15 protein-coding genes are annotated in these 17,370 nt (G+C 72.7%); 1 reads left to right on the top strand and 14 read right to left on the bottom strand.

Annotated features, from left to right (window positions below; translation table 11 throughout):
• Nucleotides 1-181: 181 nt before the first annotated feature.
• From G9272_RS29035 to G9272_RS29000, 8 genes are all read right to left on the bottom strand, one after another.
• Entirely contained in the window at nucleotides 182-610 is a 429-nt protein-coding gene (locus G9272_RS29035) for an ATP-binding protein (protein ID WP_171399257.1), read from the bottom strand.
• A 346-nt stretch (nucleotides 611-956) separates the two neighbouring features.
• Nucleotides 957-1,367: a (deoxy)nucleoside triphosphate pyrophosphohydrolase gene (locus G9272_RS29030; RefSeq protein WP_171399256.1), complete on the bottom strand. Its 411-nt coding sequence runs from the start codon at nucleotides 1,365-1,367 to the stop codon at nucleotides 957-959.
• Between the two features lie 30 nt (nucleotides 1,368-1,397).
• Nucleotides 1,398-1,631, bottom strand: coding sequence for an SPOR domain-containing protein (locus tag G9272_RS29025; RefSeq protein WP_171399255.1), 234 nt, complete (start codon nucleotides 1,629-1,631; stop codon nucleotides 1,398-1,400).
• A gap of 461 nt (nucleotides 1,632-2,092) precedes the next feature.
• A complete protein-coding gene (locus G9272_RS29020; protein WP_171399254.1) occupies nucleotides 2,093-2,845 on the bottom strand; it encodes a GntR family transcriptional regulator in 753 nt (250 codons plus the stop codon).
• Nucleotides 2,846-2,992: 147 nt separating this feature from the next.
• Nucleotides 2,993-4,345: a DUF4190 domain-containing protein gene (locus G9272_RS29015; RefSeq protein WP_171399253.1), complete on the bottom strand. Its 1,353-nt coding sequence runs from the start codon at nucleotides 4,343-4,345 to the stop codon at nucleotides 2,993-2,995.
• Between the two features lie 93 nt (nucleotides 4,346-4,438).
• Nucleotides 4,439-6,271 carry an AfsR/SARP family transcriptional regulator gene (locus tag G9272_RS29010; protein WP_171399252.1) on the bottom strand — a complete coding sequence of 611 codons (1,833 nt, stop codon included), beginning with the start codon at nucleotides 6,269-6,271 and terminating at the stop codon, nucleotides 4,439-4,441.
• Nucleotides 6,272-6,326: 55 nt separating this feature from the next.
• Complete coding sequence (locus G9272_RS29005; protein ID WP_020127978.1) at nucleotides 6,327-6,500, bottom strand: hypothetical protein; 174 nt, start codon at nucleotides 6,498-6,500, stop codon at nucleotides 6,327-6,329.
• A gap of 204 nt (nucleotides 6,501-6,704) precedes the next feature.
• Nucleotides 6,705-7,004 carry a hypothetical protein gene (locus G9272_RS29000; protein ID WP_171399251.1) on the bottom strand — a complete coding sequence of 100 codons (300 nt, stop codon included), beginning with the start codon at nucleotides 7,002-7,004 and terminating at the stop codon, nucleotides 6,705-6,707.
• A 320-nt stretch (nucleotides 7,005-7,324) separates the two neighbouring features.
• On the opposite strand from G9272_RS29000, the gene G9272_RS28995 reads away from it, so the two are divergent.
• Entirely contained in the window at nucleotides 7,325-8,320 is a 996-nt protein-coding gene (locus G9272_RS28995) for a helix-turn-helix domain-containing protein (protein WP_171399250.1), read from the top strand.
• A 126-nt stretch (nucleotides 8,321-8,446) separates the two neighbouring features.
• Here G9272_RS28995 and G9272_RS28990 read toward each other — a convergent pair whose 3' ends face one another.
• The 6 genes from G9272_RS28990 to G9272_RS45490 are packed head-to-tail and all read right to left on the bottom strand — an operon-like array spanning nucleotide 8,447 to nucleotide 17,320.
• Entirely contained in the window at nucleotides 8,447-9,889 is a 1,443-nt protein-coding gene (locus G9272_RS28990; RefSeq protein WP_171399249.1) for a DHA2 family efflux MFS transporter permease subunit, read from the bottom strand.
• A gap of 50 nt (nucleotides 9,890-9,939) precedes the next feature.
• Nucleotides 9,940-11,097: a hypothetical protein gene (locus G9272_RS28985; protein WP_171399248.1), complete on the bottom strand. Its 1,158-nt coding sequence runs from the start codon at nucleotides 11,095-11,097 to the stop codon at nucleotides 9,940-9,942.
• The gene (locus G9272_RS28980; protein ID WP_171399247.1) at nucleotides 11,094-11,711 is read right to left on the bottom strand and encodes a hypothetical protein; all 618 of its coding nucleotides are present in this window, start codon (nucleotides 11,709-11,711) and stop codon (nucleotides 11,094-11,096) included. The genes G9272_RS28985 and G9272_RS28980 overlap by 4 nt, the downstream gene beginning before the upstream one ends.
• The gene (locus G9272_RS28975; RefSeq protein ID WP_171399246.1) at nucleotides 11,711-14,029 is read right to left on the bottom strand and encodes a beta-ketoacyl-[acyl-carrier-protein] synthase family protein; all 2,319 of its coding nucleotides are present in this window, start codon (nucleotides 14,027-14,029) and stop codon (nucleotides 11,711-11,713) included. Before G9272_RS28975 ends, G9272_RS28980 begins: the two co-directional genes overlap by 1 nt.
• Nucleotides 14,029-15,072 carry an aminomethyl transferase family protein gene (locus G9272_RS28970; protein WP_171399245.1) on the bottom strand — a complete coding sequence of 348 codons (1,044 nt, stop codon included), beginning with the start codon at nucleotides 15,070-15,072 and terminating at the stop codon, nucleotides 14,029-14,031. The genes G9272_RS28975 and G9272_RS28970 overlap by 1 nt, the downstream gene beginning before the upstream one ends.
• 43 nt (nucleotides 15,073-15,115) lie before the next feature.
• Nucleotides 15,116-17,320, bottom strand: a complete 2,205-nt coding sequence (locus G9272_RS45490) for a GNAT family N-acetyltransferase (protein ID WP_253267975.1) — start codon at nucleotides 17,318-17,320, stop codon at nucleotides 15,116-15,118.
• Nucleotides 17,321-17,370: the final 50 nt, after the last annotated feature.

Below are 17,370 nucleotides of genomic sequence, written 5' to 3'. Positions count from 1 at the left end.
GGTGTTCACGATCACAGCACGGTCCAGGCGTTTTTTGGACCGTCCCGCGACAACACTTCCAGTCTTCTAACCAGCGGACACGCCGTCGAACCACCTCTTCCGGGACCGGTCGCAGACCGGAACCGAACGGGCGACACCGCAAGCCCCGCTGTACACCGGCTCATCCCCGCGAGACGCCCCGTCAACCCGGCACCGCCAGTTCGAACCAGACCGTCTTACCGGTGTTCCCGGGCCGGGTACCCCAACGGCGCGAGGAGGAGGCCACCAGCTGTAGTCCGCGCCCGCTCTCGTCCTCGGGCCGGGCGACCCGCTCGCGGGGCGGGTCGGGCAGCGGGTCGGAGACCTCGACCAGGAGGACGTCCGCCAGTCCGGCGGGGCGGACCAGACGGAGGCCGATGGGGCCGGTCGCGTGCCGCAGGGCATTGGTGACCAGCTCGCTGACCAGCAGCGCCGCGATGTCGCTCAGGCTGTCGAGGCCCCAGCCGTGCAGCTGGCCACGGACAGCACTGCGGGCGGTGCGCACCGCACCGGGGTCCGCGGGGAACGTCCACTCGGCACATTCTCCGTCGGTGTCGATCACGCCGATCACTTCCCGGGCCAGCGAGTACACCCATGTCCGGTTTCGTGGGGTTAATGGCCACATACCCGATATTTGGGAGGCAGTACCGCACAGCAGGGCGCACTGTGGCACGAACGGCGTACGCGGCGGCCCGCCCCCCTGCCGAAGCGCCCCCCGTATCGCCCTGCCGACACTCGACGCGCCCCCGGTTCGGCGGACCCGCGGATCAGCGAGCCGCGGCTCGGCAAACTCCGGCTCAGCAAGCTCCGGCTCAGCGGACCTCGGATCAGCGGGCTGCGACCCGGCCGGCCCTGGTTCAGCGGCCCCCGGACCGGAGGGCCCGGCCAGCAAGCTCCGGCTCAGCGGGCCAGCGGGCCCGCCGATCCGCGCCTGCGGTTCAGTGGGCCCCGGTGGTGAGCTTCGGGAGGGTCTTGCGTACCGCGGGCACGTCCTGGTCCAGCCAGTCGACGTCCCAGATCTCGGTCGGGGTGAGCCAGCGCAGCGCGTCGTGGTCCTGGAGGGGTTCGGGAGCGGCCGAGCCGGGGCACAGTCGGGCGGTCCACACCTGGAGGACATAGGGCGGCCTGAGCGGCCACTCCCCGGGGACGCGCTCCACGGTCTCGGCCTCGACGCCGAGTTCCTCGCGCAGCTCGCGCATCAGGGCCGCCTCGGGCGCCTCCCCCTCCTCGACCTTGCCGCCGGGCAGCTCCCAGCGCCCGGCGAGTTCCGGGGGTGCGCTGCGGCGCGCGGCGAGCAGGCGGCCGGCGTCGAGCAGGGCGGCTCCCACCACCACGATCCGTTCCGTCATGCGCCGGAGCCTACGGGACCGCACGGAACGTCAGTTCCGGGTGCTGTCCCCGTTCTGCGCCTGGGCCTGCGCCTGGCCCTGGGCCTGCGTCTGGCCCTGGCCGATGCGCTCGACCCAGTAGAGCTGTTTGTGGCCGCGACTGTCGAGGCTGTCCGCGATCTTCTGGGCCTCGGCCCGGGTCGCGTACCTGCCCACGCGGTAGCGATTGCCGTTGTCGTCCTGCCGTATGACGAGCCAGGGCAGGGAGATGGTGCTGTCGTTCATCGAGCCCCACGCCCCCTTCTCGTCCCGGCCCGCCCGAATCCCGTCCGCGGCATGCCTCGCGCCCCACCCTCTAAGGAAACCGCAATCCGCATATGCCCGAGCGTACGCCTTACCTTTACGCACCGAACACGACTTTGCACAAAGAGGTACGCAACCAGCCAAGACGCAGGGGGCGCACGGGACCGAACGCGCCGTGCGCGCGCCGCGATGCGTCCGGTCGGCGGGGTTCCGGGCACCTACGGGACGACCTGCGGGAACAACCGGAAACGACCGGATTCCGACGGCGCGCGGACGGGCCCGCAGCGGGCGGATACCGGGGGCAACTGCCGGAAGGGTGTGCGCCGCCCGGGCGAATGCGCTACCGCCCCGGACGGCGCCCCCGCCTCCACCGCTTCACCCACGCCACCGGCGGGCGCCCCTCGCCCCGCACGCCGGGAGACGTTCCCGGCGTACTCCGGCGGCTACTTCACCGGCAGGTGGTAGGCGACCCGGTAACGGTCGGCCGGGATCACCACGTCGGCCGTCTCGACCGGGCGGCCCGAGGCGTAGTACGTGCGCTGGACGACCAGGACGACATGCCCCGGGACGCCGCCGAGGGCGAGAAGTTCCTCGGCCAGCCCGGGCCGGGCGCCGACCTCCTCCGTGACGTTGTCGACGATCACGTCGATGGCGCGCATCCGCTCGACGACGCCCATGCCGCCGAGCGGGCCCTCCTCGGGCAGCATGACGGGGGTGCGGCCGGTGACGGCGAGGGGCTCCCAGGAGGTGGAGAGCATCATCGCCTCACCGGCCTCCCGGAAGACGTATCTGGTGCACATCACGCGGTCGCCGGACGCGATGCCGAGCCGCTCGGCGACGGAGACGCCCGCCTCGGCCTGCTCGCTGCTGGACTCCCACGTCCCCCGGGTGTGCGCCTCGGCCTGCTCCTGCCGGAACGGCGTGGCGCCGCTCACGGGGCGGTAGCCGGAGCGGGCGATCCGGCGCGGCACGGGCCGCTCGCGCACATACGTGCCCGACCCGGAGCGGCCCTCGACCAGCCCCTCGGCCATCAGCACCTTGCGCGCCTCGAGGGCGACGGTGTCGGAGACCCCGTACTCCTCGCGGATTCTCGCCTGGGAGGGGAGCCGGGTGTGCGGTGGCAGCGACCCGTCGGAGATCTTCTTGCGCAGATCACCCGCGACACGCAGATACGCCGGCTGCTCACCGAATGTCACTGGCCACTCCCATCAGGTTGTACAGACAGCTACAGCCTGGCAACCGTGGGTTGTACCGTGCAAGCAAAGGCCAGAGAATCACTCGATGTGATGACATGTGCCCGGGAAACCTGTTACCCAGGCACTTTCTCCCCGCTGGGGACGCGATCACACATCCAGACCGCTGTCGCTGTCGCCCCCGCCCGTGCCGCCGCTCCCGCTGTCGGAGTCCTCGTCGTAGGTGGGCGGGGTGGTGGCCAGGCCCAGAGCCTCGCGGGCGGTGACCGTGGTGGCGCCGTCGACGTACTTGTAGGCCTTGTCGTAGTGCACGTAGAAGCCGTCGGCGTCGGTGGCCTTCTTCGCCGCCGCCCACTCCTCGGCCGCGTCCTCCATGTCCTTCGCCAGGGCGGCCAGGGGCTTTTCCCGGTCCGGCGTCATCCAGAGGTGTGAGCTCAGCTGGTCCGCCTGGTTGCCGGTCACTTCGCCGGTGTCACCGGCCCAGGTGCGGTTGCTCGCGAGGTCCTCCTCGGCGTACTCCTCGGGCTCCTCGAAGAGCACCTTGTCGACGGCGGCCATCGCCTTGAGGAAGGCGAACTGGTCGGCGTCGAGCGTCGACGCGTCGGCGCGCAGCGAACCGGTCAGGGTGCCTTTCTCGTCCACGTTGGCGAAGACGCAGGTGATCTCGCGGTCGCCCCAGCTCCAGCTGTCGGCGGTGGGCGTGAGGTAGTAGATGTCGACCTCGTCGGTCAGCGCCCAGGGGTCCATCGCGTAGGCGTCCTGGAGCGTGTAGCACTTGTCGTCGGCCACGTCCGTGACGTGGTCGTCGCCCGGGAAGCTGTCGCCGGGCAGCGGGACCGTGGCGAACACCTCGGCGTCGTGCTCACCGGAGCAGTCCACCTCGTCGACGTCGTAGACGTCCTCGTCGAAGGTCTCGCCCGGCACGTCGAAGCAGTCGCCCTTGGCGAGCGCGAAGCTGGAGTTGCCGCTCGCGCCCTCCTTGAAGCCGTCCCAGAAGTCGGAGGCGCCGCCGGTGGACAGCGCGAGGACCCACACCGCGAGTCCGATCGAGGACAGGACCGTGCCCACGATCGCCATCGCCTTGCCGCGCTCCCCCCGCTTCTTGATCTGCACCAGCGCGATGATCCCGAGCAGCAGCCCGACGCCCGGCAGGAAGCAGAGGAGGCCGAGGACGAGGGAGGCGATGGCCACGCCGTTGACCGGCGAGGGCCGGCCGTAGGGGCTGTAGCCCTGCCCCCAGACGGGATAGGGCACCGCGCCGTACGGGGCCTGCGGGTACGGGGCCTGCGGGTACGGCCCCATCGGACCCGGACCCGGACCCGGACCCATCGGCCCCGGACCCATCGGCCCCGGACCCATCGGACCCTGCGGGCCGTACGGGGCCTGGGCGTACGGAGCCTGCGGGGGCGGGGCGAACGGGTCCTGCGGGTACGGGCTCTGCGGCTGCGGAGGCTGGTACGGGTCCTGGGGCTGGTGCGGCCCGGGAGGCGGGGGTATGGACACGAGTACCGTGCTCCTGGTTCAGACGGTTCAGGCAGTTGTACGACTGCGCGCATCGTAAGCGCGGCACCACCAGGGGCGGAACGGAGATTCGGTTCAGGCGGCCGCCCCCGCCTCCTCGGCGAGCAGCTCCCGGGTGCAGTCCCGGATCAGGCTGTGGAAGGAGAACCGGGCCGGGGTGTCCTCCCGGATGAGGTTGTTCTCGATCAGCGCGTCGAAGTGGTGTTCCACGTCCCCGGCCGGCAGGCCCGTGACGAGGGCCGCGTGCGCGATGTCGTAGGAGGCGGACGGCTGGAGGCTGATGAGTCGGCTGAACTGCCGTTCGGGCGCGCTCAGATGGTCGTAGGACACCCGCAGCACGGCCATGAGATCGCGGTCGGCGGTCTGGAGACAGCGGGCCCGCTGCGCCGGTTGCGCGAGGCGCTCGACGAGGTCGGCGACAGCCCACGCCGGACGGTCGCGCAGCCGGGTCGCGGCGATGCGCAGGGCCAGCGGCAGCCGGCCGCACAGCTCGACGGCCTGCGCGACCTGCGTCGGCTCGCGCCGCGCGCGGGGCTCTCCGACGATCCGCCGGAACAGCGTCACGGCGTCGGTGGGCGGCAGCACGTCGAGGCAGAGCGGCCGGGCGCCGTCCAGAGCGGTGAGCTTGCGCCGACTGGTCACCAGCACCAACGTGCCCCCGGTGCCCGGCAGCAGCGGGGTGACGTGGGCGCTGTCCGCCGCGTCGTCGAGGACGACCAGGCAGCGGCGGCCCGCCAGGCGCGAGCGCCACAGGGCGCTGCGCTCCTCCAGGCTGGGCGGGATCTCCGCCGCGGTGAGGCCGCTCGCCTGGAGGAGGACGGCGAGCGCGTGCTCGGTCGGCACCGGCGACCGGGTCGCGCTGAAGCCGTGCAGGTTGATGAAGTACTGCCCGTCCGGGTAGAGCTCGGTGACCCGGTGGGCGAGGCGCACCGCGAGCGTCGTCTTGCCGACCCCGCCCATGCCGTCGATGGCCACCATCACGGGCGAGCCGCCCGGCTCCTGCGCGGCGACGGCCGAGAGGGTGGCCAGCTCCGCGGTGCGCCCGGTGAAGTCCGTGAGGTCGTGGGGCAGGTAGTGCCTGCCGTTCCCGGGCGGTGCGGACGGGCCCGTCCTGCGGTCGTCGGGCGGCTCGGCGCCGGCCGCCGCGAGGGCGGGTCCGCCCGAGCCGTGCAGGTCCGGGGAGTCGGCGAGGATCTCCGCGTGCAGGGCGCGCAGCCGGGGGCTCGGCTCCAGGCCGAGCTCGTCCACCAGGAACCGCCGGCCCTCGTCGTAGACGGCGAGGGCGTCGGCCTGCCGGCCGCTGCGGCACAGGGCGATCATCAGGCTGCCGCGCAGGGCGTCGCGCAGCGGGTACTCCGCGATCAGCGCGTGCAGTTCCCCGACGAGGGAGCCGGTCTCGCCGAGCTTCAGGCGCAGCGCGACGAGGTCCTCCACGGCGGTCAGCCGCTGCTCGGCGAGCTTGACCGCGGCACCGGAGACCGCCGGGCACTGGATACCGGCGAAGGCCTCCCCGCGCCAGAGGTCCACCGCCGACTGGAGCAGCCGGACGGCCTCGGCGTACCGGTTCTCGCGCTCCGCCGCCTTGGCCGCGCGCACCCGGCTGACGAACCGGTGCGCGTCCACGGCGTCCTCGGGTACGACCAGGCGGTAGCCGACGTCCACGGTGACCAGGCTGGTCCCGTCCGACGCGGAAAGGATGCGGCGCAGGTCGCGGATCGCGTTGTGCACCTGCGGACGGGCCGACGACGGCGGGTCCTCCCACAGCTCGTCCACCAGCGCGTCCATCGGAACGACCCGGTTGGCGTTGAGGAGCAGCAGGGCGAGGAGCCGCTGTTGCCGCATGCCCCGGACGCGGATCGGGGTGCCCGACTCACGCAGTTCCAGAGATCCCAGGACCAGGAATTCCATTTCTTCTGTCCCCCGATGTCTTTCAACTCGGTTCAGCACATGCCCCCGTGAATGTTCAGGGGCCCCAGGTGACATCGCCGTCGGTGTGGTCGCCCGCGGTGGTGCGCAGGTCGCTCTCGACGGCGTGCGTGATGTTCTTCGGAGAATCCGTGACGGTCACCGTCATCGCCATTCCACCGAGAACGATCAGCGCGGCGGCGACGATTTTGGAGACACGGGTGCCCTGCATGGATTTTCTCCTCGATTGAGTGAGTGGATTTCCGGAGTGAATGCTTCCGGACTATTCAGCGGACTCTTCGGTGAACTCTTCGGCGGCTTTCGTTCCGTCGATGGCTCAACTCTGCTCGGCGGGCGGGCCGGAGGGAACAGCAGACGGCTGGACGGAATGTGCAGCGTCCTAACCCGTCCACCCCGACCTGGGGAAACGCGGGGCTCACGTGTCCCACCAGGGGCCGGGCACCAGGACGGCCCCGGAGGTCACGACGCCGTAGCCGAGCAGGTCCGGATGGTGTTCCACGGCGCGCCGCGACAGTCGCGCGGCACTGTCCTCGGCCGCGGCCAGAGAGCCGGCGAGGAGGAAAAGACCCAGCGTGAGGCCCTCGCCGGCGTGCGCGTGCACGGAGACGTGTTCCAGGCCGTCGCTTTCCTCGGCGTACGAGGAAATGATCGCCGCCAGATCGGGCCGGGCGGGCGCCTCGGCAGGGGCGCGCAGGCGCACGTGGATGAGATACATGACTTCATCTTCGGCGCTGTTCAGCGGCGGTGGACCGGCTCGCGATGGACGCTTTGTGCCATGGCATAAAGCGTCATGCGGAAGGGGCCCGAAAGCCGTCCCGGAAGCCGTCCTCGAATGGGCGGGGAAGCGCCTCGGGCCGGACGGGACGCGCCGCGGTCCTCACTCTGGCACCACGGATGGTTGAAAGCCGAGCGATTGGCCGGAACCGTCCTCCGTGCCGCCGGGCCGCCATCCGCAGTTCAAGGTCAGTAAGCTCAGGGGCACTAAGTTTCGAACACAGTGTGTGCAGTGTGTGACAGCAACAGGGGGACTGCATCATGTTGGAGGTTCTGGGACTGGATGCCGAGGCAGAAGCCATCTACCGGTGGATGCTGGCCAATCCACTGGAGGGCATCATCGTCCTCGTGTCCCGGCTCGGGCTGCCGGAGGAACGGGTTCGCGCGGGGCTGGACCGGCTCAGCGAACTCGCCTTGATCCAGCCATCGGCCCGCAAGGGCATAGGGTTCCGGGCCGTCGGCCCGGAGACCGCCATGGAGGTGCTGCTGGCGCGCCAGCAGGCGGAGTTGGCGGCGCAGCAGATGCGCGTGGAGAAATCCAGAGCGGCGGCGGCCCAACTGATCGCCGAATGCTCCTCGCTACGACCACGGGGCATCGACAGCGATTCAGAACAGCTGGACGGCCTGGAGGCGATCCGGGAACGGCTCGCGGAGCTGGCCCAGTCGGCCCAGGTCGAGGTCGCCACGTTCGCGCCGGGCGGCGCGCACCGGGCCGAGGACCTCCAGGCCAGTCGCGCCCCCAACTCCGCCCTGCTCGACCGCGGGGTGCGGATGCGGACGGTCTATCTCGACAGCGTGCGCAACCATCAGCCCACCCTGGACCACGTCGGCTGGCTGCACTCCCGCGGCGGACAGGTCCGTACCGTGCCCGAACTGCCGGTCCGGATGATCATCTTCGACCGGTGCAAGGCGGTGCTGCCGGTCGACACGAGCGACGCCCGGGTCGGCGGGGTGGTGCTGAGCGGGGCGGGAACGGTCGCGGCCCTGTGCGCGCTCTTCGAGGGCGTGTGGAACACCGCGACGGCGCTGGGGAGCACGCCGAAGTGCGAGGCGAGGGGCATGCCGCCGCAGGAGCGTGCCGTGCTCAAGATGCTCGCCCAGGGCTACACCGACGAGGCCATCGCCAAGCGCCTCGGGGTCTCCCCGCGCACGGCCCGGCGCACCGCAGCCACCCTGATGGAACGCCTGGACGCGCGCAGCCGCTTCGAGGCGGGGGTGCACGCCGTCCAGGACGGCTGGCTGCCCTCCTCGCGCTGAGCGCCGGCCACCGACCACGGGTACGGGCGCGCCGTACCGGGCGGTCGCCTCGGGCCCTGTCGTCGCATTCCCGCCCGCCGCGCCCTGGGCGCGGACGGCGGAGGTGCGGTGACAGGGCCCGTACGGTCACGCGTGCACCGCGCCGGCGCGTGCCTCCTTGCGGTCGGCGAGCAGCAGGGCCAGGGCGGGCAGCAGGGTGACGGTGTAGATCCCGAGGACCCAGGTGAAGGAGTGGGCGAAGGCGCCGGGCACCAGCCCGTGGCGCTGCCGGGCCGCCTGCTCCAGGACCACCGTGACCACGGCGAGGGCCACCGTGCCGCCGATCCGCTGGATCAGGTTCAGCTGGGAGGAGGCGTCCGGGATGGACTGCGGGCGGATCGACTGGAAGGCCCGGGTCATCGCCGGCACGATCGTCAGTCCCGTGCCCAGGCCCCGCACCACGAGGCTCGTGCACAGCAGCACGTACGACGTGTCCGAGGACAGCGTGGTCAGCGGCACGGTCGCCACCATCGTCAGGGTGATGCCGACGACGACGGTGCCGCCACCGCCCAGCCGCTTCATCAGCACCCGGCACAGCCAGGCCGCGGTGACCACGCCGAGGCCGCCCGTGGACATCAGCAGACCGGTCGTCACGGCCGTCTCGCCGCGGGCGGTCTCGAAGTAGAGCGGGATGAGCATCATCGGCGAGTAGAGGACGAAGCCCAGGCAGAAGATGTTGATCGCGGCCGTCCGGTAGACGCGGTGGGCGAACAGCCGCACGTCGAGCAGCGGGTGGGCCGCGCGCAGCTCCCGTACGACGAACACGGCACCGCTCGCCACGGCGAGGGCCAGCGGGACCAGGAAGGCCGCACCCCCGTCGAGGGCGTGGTCGGAGAACTCGTGCACGGCCAGTACGGTGCACACGGTGCAGGCGGCGGAGGACACCAGGCCGATCACGTCCAGCGGCTTGGCGGCACCCTCCCTCGGGGGGTCCGCGGGGACCCGGCGCAGGGTGACGTAGAGCAGGCCGGCGCAGAGCGGGACGTTGACGAGATACACCGCGGACCATCCCCCGGCCCCGACCAGGAGGCCGCCGATCGTCGGGCCCAGCAGCGGGCTGATCAGCATGACGCTGCCGTTCAACGACTGCACCCGGCCCAGCTGTTCGCGGGGCACACCGCTGGTGAGCAGGATCGTCGACACAGGGGTGAGCACACCGGCGGCGGCGCCGGCGACCCCGCGGGCGGCGATCAGCTCGGGCAGGCTCTGGCTGGCCGCGCAGGCCGCCGAGCCGAGCGCGAACAGAAGGATCGCGGCGGCGAAGACGCGCCGTACGCCGAACCGGGTGGCCAGCCAGCCGGTGGCCGGCATGGTGGCGGCCAGCGCCATCAGATAGGTGGTCACCACCCACTGGACCTGGCCGATGGAGCCGAACCTGGCCGTGGTCTCGTGCAGGGACACGTTGACGATGGTGGTGTCGAGCAGGGCGAGGAAGCCGCCGGTGATGGCGGCGGCCATCGTGACGAGAGCGGGGCCGGAGGCCCGCGGAGGGCTCGGCGCGTCCTCTTTGGTCTGTTCGGTCAGTGCCATGGGTGGGCGTCCTTCACAGGGCGGTGGAGTCAACAGGGAGGTGGGCCGAATCAGTTCGGGTCGGTCAGCGCCTGCTCGATGTCGTCGAGGACCGCCGCGGCCGCCTCGCGTGCGCCGGGGCGCCTGCGGCACGACAGGGTCAGTTCGGTCTCGTCGCCGACCTGGCAGGTACTCAGGAACATCTCGGCGTAGGGCACGAGCATCGGCAGCGTGGAGAAGCCGGTGGGCCGGAACCGGTCGGTGCGCAGTTCGGCGGTGTCGATCCGGCCGTGGTCGGAGATGATCGCCGTGCACGGGAACCGGGTGCCGTCCAGTTCCTGGGCCTCGCGCAGCGAGTTGGCGAAGGGGTTGCTGCGCAGGAAGTCCCCCTCCAGCGCGGCCACCTCGCGCTTGCCGAGCAGGGCCCGGACGACCTGGCCGTGCAGCCGCTTCCAGCTGTCGTCCCGGTGCAGGTCCAGCACCAGCCGGGAGGTGAGGTTGGCGGTGGAGCGGACCGTGCGGTCGTGGCGGCGCAGGTCCACCGGCACGATCAGCCGGCCCGTCTCACCGGCCAGATGACGGGAGAGGGCGGCGGCCACCCGGGCGGTGACCGCCGACGGGGCCGCCCGCACCCGGCGCCGTACCCAGAGCGGGGTGCCGTCGGCCGGTCCGTCGCCGAGGATCGCGGGCAGGCCCTCCAGCCGGGCGGGCGGCTCGGCGGGCGGCACCTTCCCTGCGGCCGTCCGGAAGTGGGTGTCGTCGACGACGGACGCGGCGCCGACCGGCTCCTCGCCGCGCAGCACCCGGAACACGTCGGCGATCCACTGCCGGAGCCCGCGGCCGTCGGTGACGATGTGGCTGGCCCGGACGACCAGCCGGGTCGACGGCCCGTCGGCGAGCCCGACCTCGCAGACCGGGCCGGTGACGACGTCCAGGTCGCGGTGGAGGAAGGGTGCGTCGAAGCCGTCGCCGCCGGGGAGTTCGACGACCGGCGGGAGCGGGCCGTCGGCGCGCCAGCCGGCGCCCCGGCGCCGCACCGCGAGGCCGGGGCTCGCGAGGGTGGCGGACCGTACCGCGTCGCGCAGCGCGTCGGGGTCGATACGGCCCTCGCCCTCGACGATCATCTGGATCAGCTGCGGGGTGCCCGTGGCCGCGGCGTTCAGGTAGCCGCGCTCGATCTGCGAGATACGGCGGGTGTAGGGCCGTACAGCGGTCGCTGTGGCTGTCATGCCGGCTCCGGGGTCGGGGTGTGCATACGGACGGGGGCGGGGACGTCGGCCGCGAGGGCCAGGTGCATCGCCGGGGCCACGGTCGTCGAACGCACCCGGTACGACCCCACGTTGGTGGGCCGCCAGCCCGGCCGCCACGCGGGCAGCCGGACTCCGGCGAAGGTCTCCTTGGTGACGTGCGAGGCCTTGATGAGCGCCTCGCACTCGGCGAAGTCCCGGATCTCGGCGGGCTGTCGGCGGCCGAGCAGGGTGCCGAGCCACCGCATGGCGGCCGGGCGGTCCCGTTCGTCCTGGAGGTCCACCCCGATGTGCACCGGACCGGCCGACAGGGCCACGACGCTCCAGCCGTCGCAGTGCGCGACCGAGGCGGTGAGGTGGTGGGCCGGGACGTGCCAGCGCTTGTGGACGTCCCTCGTGAGGTCCCGCGCCCCGATGTCGAGGCCGTACACCCGGGCGACGGCCTCGATGATCAGCGAGCGTCCGGAGGCGTTGAGGCGGTGGCCCATGTGGTCGCGGGGAAGGTGGGGGTGGTGGGTGACCAGGCAGTCGATCGGGGCAGGTCGCGCCGCGCCGCGCACGACCGGATCCATCACCAGCCCCAGCAGCGCCCCCATCACGCCTCCGTGTCGAACACGGCCGCCGCGTAGCTGCCGCCGTAGGCGAAGCTGGAGAGCAGGAGCCTGCCCTGCCGGGTCGGGGCGGTCAGCGCCGCCACCAGGCCCAGGGCGCCCGCGCTGCCGTAGGTCTCCCCCAGCAGGGCCTTGGGGGTGATCGTCGGGCGGTCGAGAAGGCCCGCAAGGCGCAGGGCCCGGGACTGGGCGGTGTCCACCAGGCTGTAGCCGGAGGCCGCCGAGACGACGGTGTCGATCCCGTCGGGCGTGACCCGGGCCTCGGCCATCGCACCGCGCAGCGCCCGTGCCCAGGCCCCGCCGTCGCGGCCGATGCGGCCGATCCCGGCCGACTCGCCGGAGGCGCCGTAGCCGCGCACCCTCGCCAGGACGTCCGCGCCCCGCGACGAGGCCGACCGCTCGCTCTCCAGGAGGATGGCCGCCGCGCCTTCGCTGAGCACCATGCCGCTGCGGCCGCCGGGGACCACCGGCCCGGAGCGCGCGTAGCCGGGGAGGCCGGCCTGGGTGGCCAGGGCCTGCTCGGGGAACTCGTCGGCGATCACGACCATGATCCGGTCCGCCATGCCGCGTGCGATGACCCGGGCGGCGAGCTGGAGGGCCAGGACGGAGCTCGTGCCGCCGTTGGCGATCGTCGCGGTGTAGCCGCGGTAGCGGTGCAGCATCGCCACATGACCGGCCGCCGCGTTGACGACCGTGTTGGCGAACAGCGCCGGGTTGGCGCCGCTGATCCCCTTCTGGAGGACGCCCTTGTGGAACTGGAGGACCGAGGTGACCGGCCCGTAGCCGGTGGCGAAGACGATGCCCGTGCCCTCGGCCTCGGCCCGCGAGGGCTTGCCGTGCCGGCCGTAGAGGTCGGCGACCGCGGCGGCGGCCAGCAGGCTGAGCGGGTCCATGCGGCGGGCCCGGCTCGGATTGATGCCCCGGGAGGCCGACTTGACGTCCACCCGGCCGACCAGCACCTCGCCCACGCCCTGGACGTGTTCGGTGGCGGTGAAGCAGGCGCGTTCGTCACCGAGGGCGGCCACCAGGTCGGCGGTGTTGCCCGCGCCGCCCGCCAGCCCCGCCACTCCGGTGACGACGACCTCGTGGACCTGCTCGGTGCGGCGCGGGGCCGAGTTCGGGAGGCCCGGCCGGTTGAGGACCACGGAGGCGTTGTTGCCGCCGAAGGCGAAGGAGTTGGAGATGACCACCTCGGGACTGGCCCCGGCGCGGCCGGTGTCCGGGATGACGTCCAGGCCGAACGGCTGGGCCACGCCCCGGGTGTTGATCGTCGGCGGCAGGGTGCCGCGGTCGATGGCCAGCGTGCTGACGACCGCCTCGACCGCCCCGGCCGCACCGAGGGTGTGGCCGAGGATCGACTTGGTGGAGCTGGCCGGCGGCACCGAGGAGCCGAACAGCAGCTTCACGGCCTTCGGTTCGGAGGCGTCGTTCGCGGGCGTGCCGGTGCCGTGCAGGTTGAGGTAGTCGACGTCGCTCGGGGTCAGTCCCGCCGTGTCCAGGGCCTGGGCCATGGCGGCGCAGGCGCCCTTGCCGCTCGGGTCGGGGGCGGTCTGGTGGTAGCCGTCGCAGGAGAGGCCGTAGCCGCCCAGCTCGGCGAGGACGCGGGCGCCCCGGGAGGCGGCGCGGTCCGCCGACTCCAGGACCATGAACCCGGCCCCCTCCCCGAGGGTCAGGCCCGTGGACGCCGACATCGGCGAGCACGGCTCCGGGTCGAGCGCGCCCAGGGCGCTGAACCCGTACGCCGAGAGCGAGGCGAGGGGGTCGACGCCGCCGCAGATGACGTGGTCGACGTCCCCCTTCCACAGCAGCTCGGCCGCGTAGCCGAGGGCCACGGCGCTGGCCGCGCAGGCGTTGGACAGGACCACGCGCGGGCCGCGCAGGTCGAACTCCGCGGCGATGTAGTCACCCACGCAGGGCAGTTGGACGGCGGCCGCCCGCTCCGCGTCCAGCTTCCCCTCGTGGACGAGGTCCGCGTGGACGCTCTCCAGCGTCGGCATGGCGCCGAGGCTGGAGCCGACCACGACCGCGACCCGGTCCCGGTCGACGGTGTCCAGGTCGAGCCCGCTGCTCTCCAGGGCCTCCCGGATCGCGGTGGCGGCGAGGCCGTAGCAGCGGTCGACGTCGGCCGGCTGCTCGCCGGTGACCATGCCGGCCCACTCGGTCAGCAGCTCGGAGGTGTCCATGAGGGTGTTGGTGCGGATGCCGGAGGTGCCGGCCGCGATGGACGACCAGCCCTTCTCGACGTCGTCACCGGCACCGGTGATCAGTCCCAGGCCCGTCAGGGCGATTCTCGGTGTGGACATCAGGCGATCCGGGTGGTGAGGGAGCGGGCGATGACACGGGGCAGGGTCACGGTGCGCAGCGGGCGCTCGGCGGCCTGCTCGTCCTGGGCGGCCAGTTCGAGGCCGGAGACCCAGAAGGGGGTGTCCAGGAGGGCGAAGACGAGCTCCTCCTCCGGGTTGGCGGAGGGCGCCTGCCACAGGACCGTGCCGATCTCCCGGCCGGCCGCCGTCACCTGCGTGCCGGCCGTGAACCGGCTGTCGGCGGGAGCGGCCAGGGCGGTCAGCCTGGCGGTCTCGGCGGTCGGCCGGACCAGGTCGTCGGAGCCGCGGAACTCGCCGACCCGGTTCCAGTCGATCATCCAGGACAGGTCGGCCTCGTCGACCGCCAGCCCGGCGAAGCCGGCGGCGTAGACGGCCATGCCGGCCTCGGCCTGGACCCGGGCGAGACCCTCGGCGCCGACCGGCGCGCCGCCCTCCTCCTGGACCGCGGCGAGCACCGCCCGGTGGGCGGCCTCGGGGGCGTTGCTGAGGAGCAGGTAGCCGTACTCGCCGGTGGTACCGACGCGGGCCAGGTGGGCGAGGGCGGCCGGGTCGTCGGGCAGCGCGGACTCGGTCACGGCGTGCAGGGTCAGGCCCGAGATGTCGAAGTCGACGAAGCGCGCCGCGACCGACCAGGCCGTCGGGCCCTCGAACGCCGTGGCGGCCCAGCCCTCCGGCTCGATGTCGACCTCGACGCCCTCGGGCACGTCCAGCCCGTCGAGGTAGCCGCGCAGCTCGTCCGCGGTCACCCGGGTGCGGGGCAGCAGCCAGGCGTCCTCGCCGATCTCGAAGTGCAGCAGGATCGCGAACGGGGTGCCGTCGGCGTTCAGGGCCAGCACCTCGCGGACGGAGTCCGGCTCGACGAAGTCGCCCGACTTGGCCAGGAACTGGTCGAGCAGCGACAGCCGCTCGTCGCCGGAGACGCGGACCAGCGGGGCGTCGATCCGGTAGGCGCCGATGGTGGTGCGCACGGTGGCGTAGTCGTCCGAGGCGGTACGGAGGGCGGAGACGGTGGTGGTCGTCATGGTGTGGGATTTCCTCTCGAAGAAAGACGTGGTTGACGGTGGTTCAGGACCGGGTGGGTTCGCTGTGCACGGCCAGCTGCCAGGCGCTCGGCCGGCGGGCCGGGGACACGCAGCCGATCAGCAGGCCGGAAGGGGTCGTACGGAGGACGAGTTCGGCCTGCGCGCACGCGCCGTCGGCGGGCCGGCAGTCGAGCCAGCTGCCGTCGGCGAGGCGTACGGTGGCCGCGCCGGCCCAGATCTGGCGGAAGCCGGCCGAGCCGAGCTCCCAGCGGGCGCCGGCCGAGTCGAGCACCACGGTGGTCTCGCGCGGGGTGTTCGGGGTGAGCCAGAGGACGATCTCCTCCTCGCTGTCCGGGGCCTGGATGTCGGCCCGGACCGGCTCCGCGGTGTCCTCGGGGACGGTCAGCTCCCAGCCGATCCGCTCGCGCGGGGCGAACAGGCCGAGCGGGTGCTTCTCCTCCCAGACGGTCGGCCGCACGCCCCAGCCGAGACCGCTCGCGCGGCCGAACCGGCTGTTCTCGGCGGTGACCCACATGCCCGCCGACCAGCGGGGGTGGTAGCCGAAGGCCCGGGTGCGCGGATACGGGCTGCGCAGGACCTTGGTGGTGCCCTCCTTCCACGAGGTGACTCCGGCGGCCGAGGCGGTCAGCTCCAGCCGGCGAACGGCGGACGGGTTCGAGGCGTTGCGGGCGGGTCGTACGACGCCGGCCCCCGCGCCGACCCTTGCGTCGCTGTCCGCGCCGGTCTTTGCGTCGGCGGTCCGCGCGTCGGTCCTTGCGTCGGCGGTCCGTGCGTCGGTTTTCGCGTCGGCGGTCCGCGCGTCGGTCCTTGCGTCGGCGGTCTGTGCGTCGGTTTTCGCGTCGGCGGTCGGCGCGTCGGTCTTTGCATCCGTCCTTGGGTCCGCGGGGCGGAAGTCGGTCCGTAGTCGGGCCACTCCGTCCGGGCCGGCTGCCAGGCCGCGCTCCAGCAGGGCGCTGTGGATCAGCCGGACCGGCTCGTGGACCGGCAGCCCGATGCCCCACGACGTTCCGTGCCAGGCGAGCTCGGTGCCGGCCGGGACGACCTGGGAGGCGGCGACCGCTTCCGAGGCGTCGCGGACGCCGAGGCCGAGGCCGATCGGGTGGTGCTCGCCGTCCGGGTGGACGAAGGTGCCCTGCCGCAGGCCGACCGTCTGGAAGATCCGGCCGGGGTGGCTGGTGAAGGCGAAGTCCTGCCGCAGGGTCCCCTCGGTGAGGGTGACCGTGCCGACGACCTCGTCCTCGCCGCACCGCTCGGTGACCCGGACCCCGTTCTCGACGGCGACGATGTCCAGGTCGCGGGGCTCGCCCTCGCGCCAGCCCGCCGGGCGGTCGGCCCGGCAGCTGGGCCAGGTGGAGACGAACAGCGGGCCGTGGTGTCCTTCGGCCAGCACCGACAGCGTGCCGTCGTCGCCGTCCACCTCGCAGACCAGCCCGCCGAAGCCGAACCGGTGCGGCTCCGGCCGCCGCGGTGCGCGCACGTGGTACGGCGGCTCGGTGAGCCGCAGCGCGCGGGCGGTGCCGTCGGGTCCGGTGACCTCCGCCTCGCGTACGACGCCGCGGTCGACATCGACGCTCGCGGTGATCCGGAACTCGCCCAGCGCCAGGTGGTAGTCGACCGTGCGGACGCCGTCCACCAGCCGGACGTCGGAGCGCAGTTCGTCGTCCCGGGCCTCGGTGACCGTGCCGAAGCTGTTCAGTCCCCCGAGGGCCGACCTGACCTCCGGCCCCAGGTCCGCGAAGACGCTGCGCAGGACCAGCGGGATGTAGTTGTGCAGTTCGACGTTGCCGTCCTCGCCGGGCACGGTCTGGCCCACGGAGACGCAGCCGACGCGCCGGTAGAGCTTGAACGCGACGCTGTTGGCCGGGTTGACGGTGAGCCGGAGCACCAGGCAGCCGGACTGCACCATCCACTCGACGGCCTCCGTGAACAGCCGGCCGGTGATGACGCCGTTGCGGTAGGCGGGGGCGACGAAGAACATGTCGGCGATGAGCTCACCGGCGCGGGCGGAGCGCCGGCCGGTGTTGTGGAACAGGCCGAAGGTGCCCACCACGCGCCCGCCGTCCACGGCCACGAGAAACGTTCCCGTGTCCCGTTCGGCCAGCTCGCGCTCCAGCTCGTCACCGGTGATGCCGCCCGCTACCGGGTTGGGGTTGTCGCGGTGGCGGTTGTAGAGCGCCGCGATGTCATGCGCGTCGCCCTCCTGGTACGGGCGGATCGTGATGGACATGCCTCACCTCCTTTTCTTCGAGGGTTCTTCGGTGGGCCTCGTACAGAGGG

It is taken from the genome of Streptomyces asoensis (genome assembly GCF_013085465.1).
Classification (GTDB): domain Bacteria; phylum Actinomycetota; class Actinomycetes; order Streptomycetales; family Streptomycetaceae; genus Streptomyces; species Streptomyces cacaoi_A.
This window is presented reverse-complemented; position numbering and strand designations above follow the sequence as displayed.

Excerpts from the sequence above, each read along its gene's own strand:
- G9272_RS29030 (WP_171399256.1), bottom strand. The coding sequence starts at position 1,367 with ATGACGGAACGGATCGTGGTGGTGGGAGCCGCCCTGCTCGACGCCGGC.
- G9272_RS29025 (WP_171399255.1), bottom strand. The coding sequence starts at position 1,631 with ATGAACGACAGCACCATCTCCCTGCCCTGGCTCGTCATACGGCAGGAC.
- G9272_RS29010 (WP_171399252.1), bottom strand. The coding sequence starts at position 6,271 with ATGGAATTCCTGGTCCTGGGATCTCTGGAACTGCGTGAGTCGGGCACC.
- G9272_RS29005 (WP_020127978.1), bottom strand. The coding sequence starts at position 6,500 with ATGCAGGGCACCCGTGTCTCCAAAATCGTCGCCGCCGCGCTGATCGTT.
- G9272_RS29000 (WP_171399251.1), bottom strand. The coding sequence starts at position 7,004 with ATGTATCTCATCCACGTGCGCCTGCGCGCCCCTGCCGAGGCGCCCGCC.
- G9272_RS28995 (WP_171399250.1), top strand. The coding sequence starts at position 7,325 with ATGTTGGAGGTTCTGGGACTGGATGCCGAGGCAGAAGCCATCTACCGG.
- G9272_RS28990 (WP_171399249.1), bottom strand. The coding sequence starts at position 9,889 with ATGGCACTGACCGAACAGACCAAAGAGGACGCGCCGAGCCCTCCGCGG.
- G9272_RS28985 (WP_171399248.1), bottom strand. The coding sequence starts at position 11,097 with ATGACAGCCACAGCGACCGCTGTACGGCCCTACACCCGCCGTATCTCG.
- G9272_RS28980 (WP_171399247.1), bottom strand. The coding sequence starts at position 11,711 with ATGGGGGCGCTGCTGGGGCTGGTGATGGATCCGGTCGTGCGCGGCGCG.
- G9272_RS28975 (WP_171399246.1), bottom strand. The coding sequence starts at position 14,029 with ATGTCCACACCGAGAATCGCCCTGACGGGCCTGGGACTGATCACCGGT.
- G9272_RS28970 (WP_171399245.1), bottom strand. The coding sequence starts at position 15,072 with ATGACGACCACCACCGTCTCCGCCCTCCGTACCGCCTCGGACGACTAC.
- G9272_RS45490 (WP_253267975.1), bottom strand. The coding sequence starts at position 17,320 with ATGTCCATCACGATCCGCCCGTACCAGGAGGGCGACGCGCATGACATC.